At 62.9% G+C, this 17,871-nt stretch carries 19 protein-coding genes; 11 read left to right on the top strand and 8 right to left on the bottom strand.

What is annotated here, in order from left to right; all coding sequences use genetic code 11:
* The first annotated feature begins 25 nt into the window (after positions 1-25).
* Positions 26-769: an SDR family NAD(P)-dependent oxidoreductase gene (locus ACFWAD_RS07200; protein ID WP_283302923.1), complete on the top strand. Its 744-nt coding sequence runs from the start codon at positions 26-28 to the stop codon at positions 767-769.
* 43 nt (positions 770-812) lie between these two features.
* Here ACFWAD_RS07200 and ACFWAD_RS07195 read toward each other — a convergent pair whose 3' ends face one another.
* Positions 813-1,718, bottom strand: coding sequence for an amidohydrolase family protein (locus ACFWAD_RS07195; protein WP_378446856.1), 906 nt, complete (start codon positions 1,716-1,718; stop codon positions 813-815).
* 125 nt (positions 1,719-1,843) lie between these two features.
* Here ACFWAD_RS07195 and ACFWAD_RS07190 point away from each other — a divergent pair, with 125 nt between their 5' ends.
* From ACFWAD_RS07190 to ACFWAD_RS07180, 3 genes are all read left to right on the top strand, one after another.
* Positions 1,844-2,371: a nuclear transport factor 2 family protein gene (locus ACFWAD_RS07190; RefSeq protein ID WP_378542459.1), complete on the top strand. Its 528-nt coding sequence runs from the start codon at positions 1,844-1,846 to the stop codon at positions 2,369-2,371.
* Between the two features lie 4 nt (positions 2,372-2,375).
* Complete coding sequence (locus ACFWAD_RS07185; RefSeq protein WP_378542457.1) at positions 2,376-3,509, top strand: 12-oxophytodienoate reductase; 1,134 nt, start codon at positions 2,376-2,378, stop codon at positions 3,507-3,509.
* Between the two features lie 80 nt (positions 3,510-3,589).
* Positions 3,590-4,588 (top strand): MDR family oxidoreductase, encoded by a 999-nt coding sequence (locus ACFWAD_RS07180; protein ID WP_378542455.1) that lies wholly within the window; start codon positions 3,590-3,592, stop codon positions 4,586-4,588.
* 5 nt (positions 4,589-4,593) lie between these two features.
* On the opposite strand, the gene ACFWAD_RS07175 is transcribed toward ACFWAD_RS07180, so the two are convergent.
* A complete protein-coding gene (locus ACFWAD_RS07175) occupies positions 4,594-5,145 on the bottom strand; it encodes a ribonuclease H (protein ID WP_378542453.1) in 552 nt (183 codons plus the stop codon).
* A gap of 45 nt (positions 5,146-5,190) precedes the next feature.
* Between ACFWAD_RS07175 and ACFWAD_RS07170 the strand changes: the two genes are divergently transcribed.
* The 3 genes from ACFWAD_RS07170 (at position 5,191) to ACFWAD_RS07160 (ending at position 7,420) form a co-directional block, all read left to right on the top strand.
* Positions 5,191-6,144, top strand: a complete 954-nt coding sequence (locus ACFWAD_RS07170; protein WP_378542450.1) for a DNA-3-methyladenine glycosylase family protein — start codon at positions 5,191-5,193, stop codon at positions 6,142-6,144.
* A gap of 16 nt (positions 6,145-6,160) precedes the next feature.
* Positions 6,161-6,811 carry a pyridoxamine 5'-phosphate oxidase family protein gene (locus tag ACFWAD_RS07165; RefSeq protein ID WP_378542448.1) on the top strand — a complete coding sequence of 217 codons (651 nt, stop codon included), beginning with the start codon at positions 6,161-6,163 and terminating at the stop codon, positions 6,809-6,811.
* Between the two features lie 111 nt (positions 6,812-6,922).
* A complete protein-coding gene (locus ACFWAD_RS07160) occupies positions 6,923-7,420 on the top strand; it encodes a hypothetical protein (protein ID WP_378531404.1) in 498 nt (165 codons plus the stop codon).
* A gap of 7 nt (positions 7,421-7,427) precedes the next feature.
* Here the strand turns inward: ACFWAD_RS07160 and ACFWAD_RS07155 are convergent, their stop codons facing one another.
* From ACFWAD_RS07155 to ACFWAD_RS07135, 5 genes are all read right to left on the bottom strand, one after another.
* Positions 7,428-7,817 (bottom strand): metalloregulator ArsR/SmtB family transcription factor, encoded by a 390-nt coding sequence (locus tag ACFWAD_RS07155; RefSeq protein ID WP_317552083.1) that lies wholly within the window; start codon positions 7,815-7,817, stop codon positions 7,428-7,430.
* 61 nt (positions 7,818-7,878) lie between these two features.
* Complete coding sequence (locus tag ACFWAD_RS07150; RefSeq protein WP_378542446.1) at positions 7,879-9,075, bottom strand: acetyl-CoA C-acetyltransferase; 1,197 nt, start codon at positions 9,073-9,075, stop codon at positions 7,879-7,881.
* Between the two features lie 40 nt (positions 9,076-9,115).
* Positions 9,116-9,568 carry a MaoC family dehydratase gene (locus ACFWAD_RS07145; RefSeq protein ID WP_378531399.1) on the bottom strand — a complete coding sequence of 151 codons (453 nt, stop codon included), beginning with the start codon at positions 9,566-9,568 and terminating at the stop codon, positions 9,116-9,118.
* A gap of 80 nt (positions 9,569-9,648) precedes the next feature.
* Complete coding sequence (locus ACFWAD_RS07140; RefSeq protein ID WP_003940169.1) at positions 9,649-10,395, bottom strand: GntR family transcriptional regulator; 747 nt, start codon at positions 10,393-10,395, stop codon at positions 9,649-9,651.
* Between the two features lie 31 nt (positions 10,396-10,426).
* Positions 10,427-11,578, bottom strand: coding sequence for an acyl-CoA dehydrogenase family protein (locus tag ACFWAD_RS07135; protein WP_378531397.1), 1,152 nt, complete (start codon positions 11,576-11,578; stop codon positions 10,427-10,429).
* A gap of 199 nt (positions 11,579-11,777) precedes the next feature.
* Here ACFWAD_RS07135 and ACFWAD_RS07130 point away from each other — a divergent pair, with 199 nt between their 5' ends.
* Genes ACFWAD_RS07130 through ACFWAD_RS07120 form a run of 3 tightly spaced genes read left to right on the top strand, consistent with a single transcriptional unit; the run spans position 11,778 to position 14,900 of the window.
* Complete coding sequence (locus tag ACFWAD_RS07130; protein ID WP_378531394.1) at positions 11,778-12,653, top strand: HpcH/HpaI aldolase/citrate lyase family protein; 876 nt, start codon at positions 11,778-11,780, stop codon at positions 12,651-12,653.
* Entirely contained in the window at positions 12,650-13,648 is a 999-nt protein-coding gene (locus ACFWAD_RS07125; protein WP_378531392.1) for a MaoC family dehydratase, read from the top strand. The genes ACFWAD_RS07130 and ACFWAD_RS07125 overlap by 4 nt, the downstream gene beginning before the upstream one ends.
* A gap of 31 nt (positions 13,649-13,679) precedes the next feature.
* Entirely contained in the window at positions 13,680-14,900 is a 1,221-nt protein-coding gene (locus ACFWAD_RS07120; RefSeq protein WP_378542444.1) for a CoA transferase, read from the top strand.
* A 66-nt stretch (positions 14,901-14,966) separates the two neighbouring features.
* On the opposite strand, the gene ACFWAD_RS07115 is transcribed toward ACFWAD_RS07120, so the two are convergent.
* Complete coding sequence (locus ACFWAD_RS07115) at positions 14,967-16,124, bottom strand: acyl-CoA dehydrogenase family protein (protein ID WP_378542442.1); 1,158 nt, start codon at positions 16,122-16,124, stop codon at positions 14,967-14,969.
* 196 nt (positions 16,125-16,320) lie between these two features.
* Between ACFWAD_RS07115 and ACFWAD_RS07110 the strand changes: the two genes are divergently transcribed.
* Positions 16,321-17,793, top strand: a complete 1,473-nt coding sequence (locus ACFWAD_RS07110) for an MFS transporter (protein WP_378542440.1) — start codon at positions 16,321-16,323, stop codon at positions 17,791-17,793.
* Positions 17,794-17,871 lie beyond the last annotated feature (78 nt).

Below are 17,871 nucleotides of genomic sequence, written 5' to 3'. Positions count from 1 at the left end.
AGCACCTACGAAGAGGAGCGTTTTCATGAGGTTGAACGGCAAGGTAGCGATCGTCACCGGCGGCGCCGGCGGAATCGGTCGTGCCATCACCCGAGTCTTCGCTCGTGAAGGCGCGAAGGTCCTGTTCGTCGACATCAACGACGAGCAGGGCCAGGCACTCGAGGAGGAACTGGCCGGGGCCGGCAAATTCCTGAACGTCGACCTCGCTGCCGCAGGTTCTGCCGAGCAGATCCGTGACGCCGCGCTCGAGGCTTTCGGCAAGCTCGACATCCTGGTGAACAACGCTCACGCTTCCCGTCAGGCTCCGTTGCTCGAAACCACGCAGGATATGTTCGACCTGTCCTTCAACACCGGCTTCTACCCTGTCGTCCACCTGATGCAGGCATGCCACGACGAACTCGCGAAGACCAAGGGTTCGGTCGTCAACTTCGCGTCGGGCTCCGGCCTGGACGGCATGCCCACCCAGACGTCCTACGCGGCAGCCAAGGAAGCTGTGCGAGGCCTGACTCGCGTAGTCGCCAACGAGTGGGCGCCAGAGGGCATTCGGGTCAACGTTGTCTGCCCGTTCGCCGCCACCGAAGGCGTCGTCAAGTGGCAGGAAGCCTTCCCCGAGCGCGCAGCCGCATCCGTCGCCAAGGTACCTCTCGGACGCATCGGTGATCCCGAAACCGACATCGCTCCCGTCGTGGTGTTCCTGGCGAGCGAGGACTCCAAGTACATGACAGGTCAGACGCTGATGGCCGACGGCGGCAGCATCAAACTGCGCTGAGCGAAGCTCCTCACCGGCTGAGTCGAAGGTCTTCTCGGTGGGCTCAGCTCACCGAGAAGAGCTTGGCAGCGTTGTCGTGCACAACGGCTCGCAGCCACTCGTCACCGAGATCGAAGCGCGTAACCGCCTGCAAGGCGGTGAGATACGGGTACGGAATGTTCGGGAAGTCGCTACCGAACAGAATCCGGTCCTGCATGTCGACGAGCCGAGAGACATCGGCCTTTGGGAAGGCGCACTGCTCTTCCGTGAAGTCGGTGAACGCCATGGTGGTATCCAGGCGGACGTTGCCGTAAGCCTCTGCAAGATCGAGGAATTCGCTGTACTCGGGCATCCCCATGTGCGCGACGATCAACGGCAGGCGCGGGTACCGTGCCAGCAGCGAAGCGATGCGATCGGGCCCCGTGTACTCCCCCGGAGCCGGTCCCGAACCACAGTGAATCACGATGGGCGTCTCGGAGTCCTCGAGCTGACCCCAGACCTTGTCGAGCAGAGGATCGTTCGGATCGTAGTTGCCGACCTGGATGTGGGACTTGAAGATTCGCGCCCCGGACTCCAACGCCTTCCCTACGTACGACGCCGCCGACTCCTCGGGATAGAACGTGGCCGTGTGCAGGCAATCAGGTGTTTGCGCGGCAAATTCGACGGCCCACTGGTTGAGCCATTCGGCCATCGCGTGCTTGTGGGGGTAGATCATCGACGTGAAAGCCCGGACGCCGAACTCGCGGAGACGGTGTACCCGTTCTTCCTCGGCAAGTCGGTAGGCGATGGGCCACGGTCGACCGATCATCGGTCCCGCGGAATCGAAGTAGCCCCACACCTTGTCCATGACGCTCTTCGGCATGAAATGGGTATGGACGTCGATCACACCCGGAACACCCAAATCGCGCCAGAAAGCCCGAACCTCGGCAATCTCTTCCGGTCCGGTCGATGGGACCTCTTCGGTACACACGTCTGACACCCCTTTCGTTCGCTCGACCATACCGAGTGCCGTCGCGCTCACCGGGACAGGTCGTTGACGGCCTGACCCGAGCACCCGAATGTGAACCCATATTGCCGATCACTGTTGGAGGTTGAATGTCTCAGACCGAGTCCGAAGTGGAGTCGATCAGTGCCGTCGAGGAACTGCTCGCCATCGAGGAAATCAAGCGTGTCTTCGCCGCGCGCCTACGCTGTATGGACACCAAGCAGTGGCACGTCTACCCAACCCTGCACACCGCAGACGTCGTCAGCGAGACGTGGGGCGGACTCCCGACAGACAAGCAACCCAAGACCGGTGACACCTCGAACCAGGTAGTGGGAATCGACAAGCTCACCGCAGCGATTCGGAACATGCTCGACGGCGACATCCCCCTCACCACAGCGCACCACGCACACACCCCCGAAATTGTGCTCACCTCGCCCACCACCGCAACTGGTATCTGGGCGATGGAGGACATGTTGTGGTGGAACGACGGCGAGAAAGAGCTGCATCTGCACGGCTACGGCCACTACCACGAGGAATACCGCAAAGAAGACGGTAAGTGGCTGATCAGCTACCGAACTCTGACCAGGCTCCGTGTAGACCAGGACCCCGGATTCTTCCGATTCATGAAAGCGCTGTGACGAAGTGACCAACCCGCTGTTCCAACCGCTCCGCATCCGTTCGCTCGAACTGTCCAATCGAATAGTCATGTCGCCGATGACGCGCACATACTCCATCGAGGGTGTGCCCGGCCGCGACGTTGCCGACTACTACCGCCGACGCGCTGAGGGCGGCACCGGGTTGATCGTCACCGAAGGCGTCGCGATCGATCACGAGACTGCTGTCGATCACGCCAACGTCCCCAACCTCCATACCCCCGCTGCGCAGGCTGGATGGCGCAAGGTCGTCGACGACGTGCACGCTGCGGGCGGCAAGATCGTGCCTCAGCTCTGGCACGTCGGACCGCTGTGGGGCGCGATGACGCAGATAGACCCGTCACTCAAGCCGATGCGCCCCTCCGGTGAATGGGGCCCGCTCGGCGTCACCTCGTACTCCGCTGCCTACGTCGAGCGCGCGCAGGCTAGCACCGAGGCGATGACCGAGCAGGACATCCAGGACGTCATCGACGCCTATGTCCGCAGCGCGAAGCACGCTGTCGAACTCGGCTTCGACGGTATCGCGATCCACGGCGGTCACGGCTACCTCCTCGATTCCTTCTTCTGGGAGGGCACCAACCAGCGCAATGACGCGTGGGGCGGCGACCTGGAGCGTCGTACCAAGTTCCCGGCTGCCGTCGTCGCTGCAATCCGCGCGGCAATCGGCCCGGATCTGCCGATCATCTACCGTTTCTCGCAGCACAAGCAGCAGGATTTCACCGCGAAGATCGCGGAAACTCCCGAGGAGTTGGGTGTCATCCTGGGTGCGCTGGTCGACGCCGGAGTCGACGTCCTCGACGCCAGCATCAGGCGTTTCGACGTCCCGGCCTTCGAAGGCAGCGACCTCTCACTGGCCGGTTGGGCAAAGAAGCTGACCGGTGCCGTCACGATGGCCGTCGGTAGCGTCGGGATCGGAAAGTCACTGCGCGACAGTCGCATCGAAGGCGTCGCACCTGTCGTGGACAACATCCCGCAACTCGAGGAGCGCATCGGCAGTGGTGAGTTCGATCTGATCGCGATCGGCCGTCTCCATCTCGCCGATCCTGCGTTGGCGACGACCCTGCGCGCGGGCGGTCCGCTGCCGGCTTTCGATCGAGCGGTGCATGAGGGCAGCTTGATCTAGGGGCTCCGCCCCTGTGCGCCTTTTTGGTAGTGCGGACTACCAAAAAGGCGCACAGGGCCGAAGGCCTTTATGTTCGACCTATGACTACCTTCAAAGCCTGGGTCGCCCGCGACAGCGACGGCACCATCGACTTCGCCCCCGAAACCGTCGACGAATCCTTCCTCCCGGCAGGTGAGGTCACGATTCGCGTCGAGTATTCGAGCGTCAACTACAAAGACGCCCTCGCGGTCACCCCGAAGGGCGGGGTGGTTCGCGACTACCCGATCGTCCCCGGTATCGACGTTGCCGGCGAGGTCATTGCCTCCGAGTCCGACGCGTTCATCCCCGGCGACAAGGTGGTGGCCCACGGATACGAGATCGGGACCGCCCGCAACGGCGGCTACGCGGAGATCGCCAGGCTGCCTGCCGAGTGGGTGGTGAAGCTCGACGGCATCTCCACTGCCGACGCTGCTGCAATCGGCACGGCTGGATTCACCGCCGCCATGAGTGTCCAAGCCATTCTGGCCAGCGGAGTGAAGCCCGCCGACGGTCCCGTCCTGGTGACGGGCGCGAGCGGCGGCGTCGGCACCGTCAGCGTCGACCTTCTGGCAAGCGCAGGCTTCGACGTGGTCGCCTCCAGTGGCAAGCCCGGTGCGGCAGACCTTCTGACGTCTCTCGGTGCGTCTTCGGTGATCGGCCGGCTCCCCGAGGATCCCGACGCCAAGCCCCGTCCGCTCGGAAAATCCCAGTGGGCTGCGGCCGTCGACTGCGTCGGCGGAAAGACCCTCGCCCACGTGCTGAGCACGATCAACTACGGCGGTGTTGTCGCTGCCAGCGGATTGACCGGTGGCGCCGCGCTGCCTACGACCGTGCTGCCGTTCATTCTCCGCGGAGTCTCACTGCTGGGCATGGACTCGGTACTGATGCCGATCGAACCCCGTCGTGCACTGTGGGCACGTCTGGGCTCCGACCTTGCGCCACGTCATCTGAAGGAAATCACGAACCTCGTTGCCGTCCGCGACGTCGTCTCGGTGATCGATCAGGTACGCGAGGGCAAGTACACCGGCCGGGCGCTGGTTCAGGTTGCCGACGGTTTCTGAACCGCTCAGAACAGTGTGAACAAATCTGCCGGTTCTTCGGCCGTCGTGGACTTCTCTTTGTACGAGGAGTTCACGACGGTCGGTTCCTTCTTCACCGGCGCCGCAAGCGGGACCGACGCGATGTCCCCCGAGACGATGGCGCGTGCGGCTTCGCCGGCCAGCTTGTCGGCCATCTCGTTGTAGTGGTTGCCGACGTGCCCGCGCACCCAGCGAAAGCGCACCGGTCCGACCCGGTCGGTGATGGCTCGGTCGATGCTCTGCACCAGTTCCAGATTCTTGACCGCCCCACCGCTCGCGGTCTTCCATCCCTTGCGCTTCCAACTCGGCAGCCATTCCGACGCGCACTTGATGGCGTACTGCGAGTCGGATTCGATGAGCAGTGGATCCCCACCCGGATGCGCGACGACAGCCTCGAAGAGGGCACGCAACTCGGCAATCTGGTTGGTGCCGGACGCTTCTCCGCCGGCCATGCTCGGACCCTCGTGATTGACCCACGCCCAGCCGATAGCCCCACCGGGGTTTCGCAGACAGGATCCGTCGGTGCTCACGATGATCATGGCTCGGACAATACGTTGCGCCACCGACACACGCCTTAACGGAGGATGGACGGTGGCGATACGCTGACCTCGATGACGCCGCTATCTCCGGCCGACGAAGTCACGGTGACTTCTCAGCGACCACTCGATGCCGCGCTGACGCTCAGCCCGCATCAGCGCGGACCCGGCGACCCCGCACATCGGCGGTCCGCCGACGGAGCGATCTGGCGAGTTTCCCGCCAACTTTCGGGTCCTGTGACCTACCGCATCACGCAGTCGGATCGGCACTCGGTCCGCGTGCAGGCGTGGGGTCCCGGTGCCACGGAATTACTGGAAGGCGCCGACGCGCTGCTCGGTCTCGACGACGAAGCCGAAGATTTTGCTCCCGAACATCCCAAGCTCGCCGAAGCCCATCGACGCTTCCCTCATCTGCGTATCGGCCGCACCGGCCGCGTCATGGAAGCTCTCGTACCAGCGATCCTCGAGCAACGAGTTCACGGCATCGACGCGTTTGCCGCGTGGCGCCGCCTGTTGACCAAGTTCGGTGAGCGCCCACCCGGCCCCGCGCCCGACGGAATGCGAGTTCCACTCACCACGGACCAATGGCGTCGAATGCCGTCGTGGGAGTTCCATCGTGCGAACGTCGATCCCGCGAGGTCCAAGACGATCGTTCAGTGCGCTCGCGTCGCCGACCGCCTCGAGCAGGCATCCACGTTCTCCAGGGCGGAAGCGACCAAACGATTGCGAGCGGTCCCCGGCGTCGGGATCTGGACTGCCGCCGAAGTGGCGCAGCGTGCCTTCGGCGATTCCGACGCACTCTCGGTCGGTGACTATCACCTCGCCGCGGTCGTCGGGTGGTCGCTGCTGGGTGAACCGATCGACGACGCCCAGATGGTGCAGTACCTCGCTCCCCTACAACCACATCGATACCGCGCTGTGCGACTGCTGCAGGTCAGCGGTCAAGCAGTCAAACCCAAGTTCGGTCCACGAACAGCCGTTGCCGACCACCGCTGGCACTGAGCACCAGGAGATTAAAATGTCGACCCGATACGCACACATCGCCTTCTCACCCGCTGCGGTGGAGCGTCAGCGGTCGACCGGTAGCTTCACCGTCTACGGTTCGAAACTCGATCAGCCCGACGAAGGCCCGATGGAATTCGATTTCCGCGCTCAGGGATTCGTGAAATCCGTGGATTCCTTCTTCATGTCCACGGTGACACCCGACGGTTGGCCGTACGTCCAACATCGCGGCGGCCCGCGTGGATTCCTGCATGTGTTGGGTCCGAATCGAATCGGATTCGCCGATCTGCCCGGCAATCAGCAATTCGTGACACTCGGCAATCTGGAAGAGAACAATCGCATCTCGCTGTTCGTCATCGACTACCCGACGCGGACCAGATTGAAGATCTACGGGCGCGCGCAGGTGATCGAAGCGGATCAGGACCCCGAACTGCTGCAACAACTCTTGCAGGTTCCCGGCGGCACGATGACGGCAAAAGCTCAGCGCTCCATCGTCATCGACGTCGAAGCGTTCGACTGGAACTGCAGTCGAAACATCACGCCTCGCTTCGACAAGGAACGCATGGACGAATCCCTCGCTCTGGCACGCCAACCCTTGCAAGCCGAGGTCGATCGCCTTACTGCCGAGGTCGAAGAACTGCGCGCTCGCTTGTCGAAAAACGAATGAGACTAGGCGGTTTCAGGGCACCCGGAGTCGGGTAGCCACCAAACACGGCCCGTCGCGCGGAGACGACGGGTCCCGTTGTGCCCGAGGAGGTCCGCACGATCGATCCTGACGGTGGAGTTCAGGCTGACGAACTGCACCGCCACCATTCACGACCGGTTCCACACAGACAGATTGGCCGTCCCCATGAAACTGTCCCGAACTCTCACGATGTCCGTTCTCGTTGTCGCCGCTGTCGGCGCCGGAGCCGGCACTGCCGTCGCAGCGCCCCCGAATGCGGGCTTCGATCCGTCCCAACCCCTGTTCACCCCGACCGCCGAGTCGAACAGCCAGGCGGCGTTGATGCTCTTCCCCGGAAACGATCCGAAGCAGGCCGCGTTCGACACCATGGCCAACGAGGTCAATACCGGCTGGAACAACGGTGGCCTGCAGTCGACGCTGATCGGGGCCAACCTAGGCGTCGGAATCGGCTGCCTGTCGATCTTCCCGAACTTCATCGCCGGCTGCATTGTCGGTGGAGTCATCGGCACGGTTGCCGGAGTCGGCGCAGGAATCACCAACGGAAACCCGAACGCTGCACCGGCCGTCGAGAAGTTCTTCGCGACTCCTTGAGAGCCGCTCAGCTGTGCGTGTGCCCGGGGGTGTGTGACTCCTCGTGAAAATGCGTGGCGCCGATCGAATGCAGTAACTGGTGAACGGTGTCGTCTGCCAGTTGGTACCGCATCGATCGGCCGTCGCGCGTCGCGCTCACCCATCCCTGGCTACGCAGCAGTCGCAGCGCATGTGAGACGGCTGTGCCGCTCATCCCCAGCGCCACGGACAGATCCGTGACGCAGATACCCGGTGCGTGGTGAAGGCAGAGCAGCAGACGCAGACGGTTGGCGTCGGAGAGCAGTTCGAAGCGACCGGACCAACTGGTGACGTCCAAACCCTCGAGTGCAGCCCTGGCGCGACGAACATCCTCGATGCTCAGCGCGCCGCTGGTGTCTGCTGCACCTGCATTCGTCAACCGACTGCCTCCGTAGAACTTCCGATCCCCCGCCGCAAGTGTACCCAGAAGCGCGACCTGGTCAGGCAGACTCCACCACGGCCGCCATGCCCTGGCCACCGCCGATGCACATGGTCAACAGCGCTTTTCCGCCGCCGCGACGGCTGAGTTCGTGAAGGGCCGTCGTCACCATACGCGCACCCGTCGCTCCCACCGGGTGCCCGAGCGAGATGCCGGAACCGTTGACGTTCAGGCGATCGAGGTCCTCGAAACCCCATTCCTTCACGACACCGAGAACCTGGCACGCAAACGCTTCGTTGAGTTCGACCAGCTCGAAGTCGGCGAAGCCTGTACCCGTCCTGGCAAACAGTTTCGAGACGGCGGCGACCGGCCCGAGGCCCATCAGCGCCGGTTCACAACCGGCCGCGGCCCAGCTGTCGAGGAACCCGATGGGCTCCAGCCCCAGTTCGTCCAGACGATCCTCGGCGACCACCAACATCGCTGCGGCAGCGTCATTCTGTTGGCTGGCGTTACCGGCGGTCACGACGCCACCCTCGGTTACCGCACGCAGCCGTGCCAGAGTTTCGAGTGAGGTGTCCGAACGGATCCCTTCGTCAGCACGGAACTGTGTGACGTTCCCTTTTCGATCCTTCAGTTCGACGGTGACGATTTCGGCGTCGAACCGGCCGGAATCTCTTGCCAGTGTTGCTTTTCGGTGACTGTCGACGGCAAACGCGTCCGACTCTTCCCGACTGATCCCGCAGCGTGTCGCGACGTTCTCGGCCGTTTCGATCATTCCGCTGATCCGGCCGAAACGCCACTCGGGTTGCGAGCGCTCGCGACCACGATCGAGGCGGTCGAACAGTTGCAGCCCACCGGCTTTGGTGCCCCACCGCGCTCCGGTGGTGTAGTGCTCGATCCCGCTCATCGATTCGACACCGCCCGCCAGAACCACGTCGGCAGCACCCGTCTGGACCATCATGGCCGCAGTGACGATGGCTTGCAGGCCCGTTCCGCATCGTCGATCCGTTTGGAAGCCGGCCACCGAAATGGGCAACCCGGCCTCGAGCGCCGCCCACCTACCGATGCACGGCGCCTCCGAATTGGCATACGACTGCCCCATCGCGACGTCGTCGATGCGAGACGGATCGATTCCACTACGACGCACAGTCTCCTTGACCACGGTGGCAGCCAAACTTTCCGCCGGCACGTCTCGAAGTGCCCCTCCGAAGCGGCCCACCGCGGTTCGGACCGGCGCGACCAATGCTGCTCGTTTCACAACTGACCTCGAATCTCGTTCTGGAATAATGGAAAAGGGCTCAGGCAACCAGCAGGCGCACGGTGTCTGCCACCAACGCAGGTTTGCCCGCTCCTTCGATGTCGATCGTGTACCGCACGACAATCGTCGCGCCCTTCGCCGTGCGCTCGAAGGAGAGAATCTCCGCGCCCGCTCTCACCGACGAACCGACCTTGACCGGTTCGGGGAATCGCACCTTGTTGCTGCCGTAGTTCACGGTCATGGAAATTCCGTCGACGCGCATCACCTGAGCGCCCAGCACCGGCAACAACGACAGGGTCAGATAGCCGTGGGCAATGGTGCCGCCGTAAGGGCCCTGCGCTGCGCGCTCGGGATCCACGTGAATCCACTGATGATCCTCGGTGGCGTCGGCGAACTTGTCGATCCGATCCTGTGTGACCGGGAACCACGCGCTGTAGCCCAAGTGCTCACCGACAGCCGTCTCTACTTCGTCGATTCCGTTGAAAATTCGCATAGTTCTCTCCTGAAAAGTGTTGAACAGCAAAGGAAAGCAACAGCGCCCGGCGCAGCTCTAATGTGCGCCCCGGCGCAGCGTTAATGTGCGCCCCGGCGCAGTGTCACCCGATACGTGTACTGCTCCGGCAAGAAGTAACTCACCGACAGCTCGTTGGCGACGCCCTGCGCGTTGGAGTACAACCGATCCACTCGCAACATGGCGTGCCCGATCTCGCAATCGACGTCCCTGGCCACGTCTGCCGTCGCCGGGGACACCGTGATCGATTGTGCTGCTTCGACAATCGGACTGTCGATCAGCGGTTCCAGCAAGCCGATCACGGTATTTGCGCTCACCGCACCGGCGGCCATTGCGGGTAGGTCGATGATCTGACGAGCTATCGCCTCCGGCAGATGCGCCGTCGTCTGAACGAACGGAACCCCTTCGTGTATCCGCCGAAAGACCACGGTGTACACGACGTCGGTGTCGAGCCGAAGCCGACTGGCAGCCTCGATGTCCACGCGCCGTTGCAGCGGTGAGACTACTTCCATCGTCGTGTCCCGCGAAAGGTTCATGAGATCTTCGATGGACCCGAGATGACGGAGATAGCGGCCACTGTTCTCGGTCACGAACGTTCCGCGCCCGGGTACCCGGTACACGATGCCCTCGGCAACGAGGTCGTGAAAGGCTCGGCGGACCGTCTGCCGGCTCACGCCATGATGCTGCGCCAGTTCGGATTCGGTGGGCAGTTGAATGCCGTCGCGGTAGGTACCGGCAGAGATCTGCTGACGAAGCTCACGAGAGAGGCGTTGGTACGCCGGCTCCGTCTCTCTTTCCTTACCGCTCATAGCGACATGATCCTACTTGCTCACCGGGCCGTCACAGACCGCCGCGGGCAACCAACTGCGAAACGATCACGTTGCGCTGAATTTCGTTGGTTCCCTCACCGACGATCATCAGCGGCGCATCACGGAAATACCGTTCGACGTCGTACTCCGTCGAGTAGCCGTAACCACCGTGGATGCGGACGGCGGACAACGCGATTTCCATTGCCACCTCGGAGGCGTACAGCTTGGCCATGCCTGCCTCCATGTCGCACCGCTCGCCGCTGTCGTACATTTGCGCCGCGTGCCAGGTCAGCTGCCGTGCCGCAGTCAACTTGGTTGCCATGTCGGCGAGATAGTTCCCGATCGACTGGTGCTTCCAGATCGGCTGCCCGAAGCTCTCGCGCTGCTGCGCGTAGGCAAGAGAATCCTCGAGTGCAGCCGTGGCGACGCCCAGCGCACGGCATGCCACCTGGATACGGCCGGTCTCGAGCCCCTTCATCATCTGCCCGAATCCCTTGCCAGGAGTGCCACCGAGAATGGCCGACTCGGAGATTCGGTAGTTGTCGAAGGACAATTCACAACTCTCGACGCCCTTGTACCCGAGCTTCGGGAGATCGCGGGAGACCGTCAGTCCTTCGCCGTGCTCGACGAGAACGATCGAGATGCCCGCATGCCGAGGGCTTGCACTCGGATCGGTCTTGCACAGCAAGGCGATCACGCCGGACCGGCGGGCATTGGTGATCCACGTCTTGGCCCCGTTGACGACCAGATCTGTGCCGTCGCTCTTGGCGTTGGTCGTCATGGCCTGCAGATCGGAGCCACCGCCAGGCTCGGTGAGTGCCATGGTTGCCCGGATCTCACCGGTTGCCATTTGCGGCAGGTATTTCACCTTCTGCTCTTCGGTACCGAACAGTGCGATGAGCTTCGCGACCACCGTATGACCGCCCATCGCTCCCGCCAGGGACATCCACCCTCGCGACAGTTCCTGCGTCACCTGCGCATAACAGGGCATGGACACCGGCGATCCGCCGTACTCCTCGGGAATCGCGAGACCGTAGATCCCGATCTGCTTCATCTGATCGATCCACTTCTCGGGATACTCGTTCGCGTGCTCCACCTCCTGAACTGTGGGCTTGACCTCTCGGTCGACGAACCGGCGCACGGTTTCGATCAGAAATGTCTCTTCGTCGTTGAGCTTGAGCATGAATCCGCCTCGACTTGAAAAAAGTTTGTACGGCCATATTTCGATATTGTTCGCGCAATGTCAATACCGCTCCTTGACATGGATACGCAGCAACTGCCAGCATCGAGGCAGTTCGGTGCACATCAACGCCGTTCACGGCAGCTCATCACTTTCACAACTGGCCGTACATTTGAACCCCAGATCGAGGTAATCGACACACATGGACGAGAACCACTACCGCTCGACCAGACGCCGCGCGTCTCTGGTCGCACCGGGTTCGGACGAGCGCAAGGCGCGCAAAGCCATCGCATCGAGCGCAGACGAGGTGATTCTCGACCTCGAGGATGCCGTCACTTCGGCAAACAAGGACCTGGCGCGAGCCCTCGTCACCGCGCTGGTGCAGGAGTTCGGTGCGACGCGCACCATTTCGGTGAGGATCAACGGCCTGGCAACGCCGTGGGCCCGCGACGACCTGATCGCCTGCGGCGCCCTCGGAGAATCGCTGACCAGCGTGATCGTCCCGAAGGTCGAGTCGTCCGACGAACTGCTCGAGGCCGAACAGATCCTCGCGACTGCAGGCGGGCACCACACCACCTTGCAAGCGCTGATCGAAACTCCGCTAGGCGTCCAGAATGCCGACTCCATCGCCCGCGCGACTCCTCGCCTCCAGGGCGCGATCATCGGATACGCCGATCTCGGTGCAGCACTGGGTCGCTCGCGCTCGGCGCTGCCGGAACACTGGCTTGCCGTCCAGGACAGAATCCTGATCGCCTGCCGTGCGGCCGGCATCGCCGCAATCGACGGGCCCTTTCTCGGCATCGCCGACGACGACGCCTTCCGGCGCGCTGCGCACTGGACCAGCGCTCTCGGATTCGACGGCAAATGGGTCATCCATCCGGCGCAGATCGACTCGGCCACTGGCGCATTCACCCCTTCGGAGGACACAGTCAGTGAGGCCCGGCGGGTATTGACCGCACTCGAAGAAGCCGAGACCCTGGGTTCGGGCGCCGCCCAACTCGACGGTCAGATGCTCGACGAAGCTGTGGCCGTGGCAGCGCGTCGTACGCTTGCCCGAGCTGAAGGAGTCTCCGTATGAGCGAGCACTACGTAGGAGGACCGTACTTCGACGAGCTGACCCACGGACAGATCTTCGACGAAGCCCCCGCGGTGACGTTGACCAGTGGACTCGCCGCCGCACATCAGGCAATTCTCGGCGACCGCATGCGCCTGCCCCTCGACGCACACTTGTCGTCGAGCGTCACGGGTTCTGCTGCACCAGTGGCCAATCCAGGACTGGTCACCGACATTGCCATCGGTCAGTCCACCGTGGTCACTCACCACGTCAAGGCGAACCTCTTCTACCGTGGACTGCGATTCCATCGCTTCCCCGTGCTCGGCGACACCCTGTACACACGGACCGAAGTGGTCGGTCTACGAGAGAACTCGGCCAAGCCGGGACGCGCCGCCACCGGACTTGCGGCGCTACGGATGACGTCCGCTGACCAGAACGGCAACACGGTCCTCGACTTCTACCGCTGCGCCATGCTCCCGCTGAGCCCCGACCCGATCGAGACGAGAACCCGCCACGCCGACGACCTCGGTGCGATCGGTCCGCTCGAACCGGCTCCGTACGTCTCACCAAGTGGCTGGGACCTCGACACATATCGAGAGCGGGTGCCCGGCAAGCACTTCGAATCAGGTTTGGTGGGCTCCGTGTTCCGTAGCAGCGGCGACGTCGTCTCGAGCGCCCCCGAACTTGCCCGCCTGAGCTTGAACATCGCAGCAACGCACCACGACGAGCGCGTCGGCACTCACGGTCGCCTCGTCTACGGCGGCCACACCATCGGGATTGCTCTCGCCCAGGCAACTCGCGCACTGCCGAACGTGGTGACAGTGCTGGGGTGGCACTCGTGCGATCACGCCGGACCCGTTCACGAGGGCGATACCCTCTCGAGCGAACTGCACGTCGAAGGTTCGTCGCCCCTCGAACACGGAACCGCAGTGCAGCTGCGTTCACTCGTGTTCTCCCACAATGCTTCTGCAACACAAACTCCGGTCCTCGACTGGCGTTTCACCGTGTTGATGGCATGACCGCACACTCTTCTACCCCGGAGGAACACAGATGACTCAGACCCCCGGCCCGCTGTCCGGGCTTCGCATCATCGAGGTCTCGAGCTTTGTCGCCGCACCCCTGTGCGGGCTGACTCTCTCACAACTCGGTGCCGACGTGATCCGGATCGATCCGATCGGAGGAGCCTCCGACTACAACCGATGGCCGGTGACGGCCGAGGGTGAAAGCATCTACTGGACCGGGCTCAACAAGGGCAAACGCTCACTCTCGGTGGACATGCGTGCCGAGCGCGGCCAGGAACTGATTCGCCAACTGGTCACGGCTCCGGGACCTGGCGGCGGAATCCTGGTCACCAATGCCGGCGGCCGCAACTGGATGAGCCACGACTCCCTGGCCCAGTTGCGCAGCGACGTCATCACTCTCGAGATCCTCGGGCGCCGCGACGGCAGCCCCGGAGTCGACTACACGGTCAACGCCGCGTTGGGATTTCCACAGATCACCGGCCCCGCGGACTACGCCGGAGTTGTCAATCACGCCTTGCCTGCCTGGGACGTCGCATGCGGGCTCTACGCCGCCCTGTCGATCACTGCCGCAGTGCGCCAACGTGACTCGACCGGACATGGATCTCGGATCACGCTCCCGCTCGAAGACGTCGCGTTGGCCACCGCAGGAACTCTCGGCTACCTCACCGAAGTGCAGGTGAACGGCCGCAGTCGTGAGTCCGGTGGCAACGCCGTCTACGGCACGTACGGAATCGATTTCGTCTCCAGTGACGACGAACGGTTCATGATCGTCGCCCTCACTACTCGCCATTTCCGCGACCTTGCGTCGGTCACCGGCACCACGGCGGCTGTCGACGCCGTCGAAACCGCACTCGGAGCGGACTTCTCCACCGAAGCGGACCGCTACCGTCATCGAGAGGTGCTGACTGCCCTGTTCTCACACTGGTTCCGGGAACACAGCGGCGCCGAGATCGCTGCAGCGCTGGACACATCGTCAGTTCTGTTCGAGAGGTACCGCAGTTTCGAAGAGGTTGTGAAATCGGGTGAACTCGAGAACAACCCGATGTTCTCCGCACTCGATCAACCTCGAATCGGACGCTATCTGGCTGCCGCCAACCCCGCCTCGTTCGACGGCGCGCACCTGGGCACCAGACCCGCCTCCGAGGTCGGCGGCGACTCGATCGCGGTTCTCGCCGACATCCTCGGAACCAACGCCGATCACGCCTCGACGCTGATCGCGGACGGCGTCGTCGGGGTTCCGGCGAACTGACCCACCCACGAAAATACTTTCGGCCTCGGAACATCGTTCCGAGGCCGAAAGTTTGTAGCTTGCAATTCAGAGACCAAGATCCTTCGCGATGATGGTCTTCATGACTTCGCTTGTGCCACCGTAGATTCGCGTGACACGTGTGTCTGCGTACAGACGTGCGATGGGGTACTCGGTGATGTAGCCGTATCCGCCGTGCAACTGGAGGCACTTGTCGATCACTCGACCTGCTGCCTCGGTGCAGAACAGTTTCGCCTTCGCTGCGTCGGGAATCGTCAGCGCGCCGCGGTCATGGCATTCGAGTGCGTTGTCGGACACCAGCTGGATGGCATCGACCTCGGTAGCACATTCGGCCAGAACGAATTTGGTGTTCTGGAATGCCGCGACGGGTTTACCGAACACCTTGCGGTCCTTGACGTAGTCGATCGCAAAGCGAAGCGCGGCGCGCGCGGTGGCCGCTGCTCCGAACGCGATGGTCAACCGCTCCTGAGCCAGGTTGTGAGTCAGATAGCTGAACCCGTCACCTTCTTCTCCGAGCCGGTCCTCGACGGGCACCTGTACGTCGACAAACGAAAGCTCAGCAGTATCGGAGGTCTTGAGACCGATCTTGTTGATCTTGCGCCCCACCGAGTATCCGGGCGACGACGTATCGATCACCAGAATCGACAACCCAGTGCGTCGGTTCTCCGCTGTACTGGGGGCGGTGCGGCACACAACCAGGACGCGATCGGCAAGCACCCCGCCGGTGATGAACGTCTTCGAACCATTGACCACGTAGTGCGTGCCGTCCTCGGACAGCTTGGCCGTCGTCGCGATGTTCGCCAGATCCGAACCCGTCCCCGGTTCGGTCATCGCAATCGCGAACATCAGATCTCCCGAAGCGAAGCCCGGCAACCAGCGGCTCTTCTGCTCGTCGTTCGCGTACTCGAGCAGGTAGGGCAGGATCAGGTTGGTATGCACCGACTGCGAGCCGAAGGACGCCCCGGCGGCAGAAACTTCCTCGGCGACGACGACGTTGAACTTGAGCGACTTCTCGCCGCCTCCGCCGTATTCCTCCGGCACCTGAATTCCGAGTACGCCCAGCTCTCCCAGCCGCCGGTAGAAGTCACGGGGCGGGTAACCGTCCTCTTCCCACTTCTCGTGGACGGGGGTGACTTCCTTCGCGATGAAATCGCGGACGGTAGCCCGGAATGCCTCGTGATCCTCGTTGAACACGGTGCGCTGCATGTATGAACTCCAGTCGGTCGAGGGAACAGGGTGATCATTTTTCTCACCTTGCCTCACTGTTCCGCATCCGATCCAACACTCATCGGCTATGGCTCCGATAGGGCGTACCAATATGGCCTGACCTGCGATACATAGGCAACCGCTATCGTTCCGATCATCGACGCGACATTGCTCAAAGTGATCCAGAACACGTTGAATGGGTCAGCCGGCAAATACAACACCATCGATCGCTTCGAGGCTGCGCTTCGAGCACGATCGCATCCGCCCACCAGTCTCGAAGGGACGCCACGTGACCCCCATCGCGCCACAGCGTAACGACGTCCAGCCCGAAGCAACAGCAACGCCAGATTCGTCAGCAGTCCCTGTCTTCGGTACCCGCAAGCGTGCGTGGACGATGACCGGACTCGTCGTCTTCCTCTACATCGTCAACTACGCGGACAAGGCAGTCCTCGGAATCATCGCTCAGCCCCTCGCTCGTGAGCTCGGACTGAAGTCGTCGCAAATCGGCATGGTCGGCTCGCTCTTCTTCCTGATGTTCTGCATCGGTGGATTCCTCGCCGGACCGCTCAACAAGTATCTGACCCTGCGTTGGGCGCTGTTGATCCTGGCCGCCATCTGGTCCGTGGTCATGCTTCCCCTCGTTCTCGGCGCCAGCCTCGCAATGTTGATCGTCTCGCGCATGCTCCTCGGATTCGCCGAGGGTCCCAGCTCGGCACTGATGCACACCGCCGCGTACTCGTGGCACCCGCCGGCCAAGCGCGGCCTTCCCGGCGCAATGCTCGCCGGATCCGCATCTGTCGCAAAGATCGCCCTCGCACCGGTACTGACCTTCATCGCCGTTCATTACGGCTGGCGTGCAGCGGTTCTCTCGCTCTCCGTCCTCGGACTCGTGTGGATGGGTTGCTGGCTGGCCGGTTGGTCCGAGGGCCCGTACACGAGCAAGGCCGTCAAGGCGACCAAGAATGCAGATACAGAAGCAAGCGAGGCGGCCGGGACAGTCGGGACAGCAACGAAGGCAGTCACCGAGCCCAACGTTCCGTGGCGAAAGATCCTGCTCTCCCGCACCTTCGTCAGCTGCTGCTTCCTCATCGCCACCATCTACGCGCTGACCACCGTCGTTCTCACCTGGCTGCCGTCGTACTTCGAGGTCGGCCTCGGATACAGTGCGATGCAAGCCGGTTCGATGTTCGCGCTGCCCTCGATCGTCGGTCTGGTTCTCATGATCACCTCCGGTTCGGTCACGGACAAGTTGATCGGCCGCGGCTACACCTCTCGCACGGTTCGTGTCATCGTCCCCTGTGTCGGCGTTCTGATCTGCGGATCGATCCTCCTCTTCCTGCCTCAGATCTCCACTCCCATCGTCGCCGTCGCCATGGTCTCGATCGGCTACGGATTCTCGGCAATCACCTTCCCGCTCATCAACGCTGCGATCTCCGAACTGTGCCCGCCGCAGCAGACTGCCGGAACGATGGGATTCTTCCTCGCCATCATGTCGATCGGCGGCCTGATTGCTCCCTACGCAACGGGAGTCATCGTGGACAACGCTGCAACACCGGCCGACGGCTACGCCCAGTCCTTCCAGGCAATCGGCATCATCGGAGTCGTCGCCGCGGTTCTGGTCCTCGTCTTCGCCAACCCCGAACGCGACCGCAAGCTCATCCGCGGCTGAGTACTCCACGTATAGCCGTTCGCTAACACAGCCATTCACCGAAAGACATTGCCGGGTCGTCCCACTCGTGATCGACTC

It is taken from the genome of Rhodococcus sp. NPDC059969, assembly GCF_042738325.1.
In the GTDB taxonomy this organism is placed as follows: Bacteria; Actinomycetota; Actinomycetes; order Mycobacteriales; family Mycobacteriaceae; genus Rhodococcus_F.
Note: the sequence above shows the minus strand (reverse complement) of the source record. Positions and strands in the feature narration are given on the sequence as shown.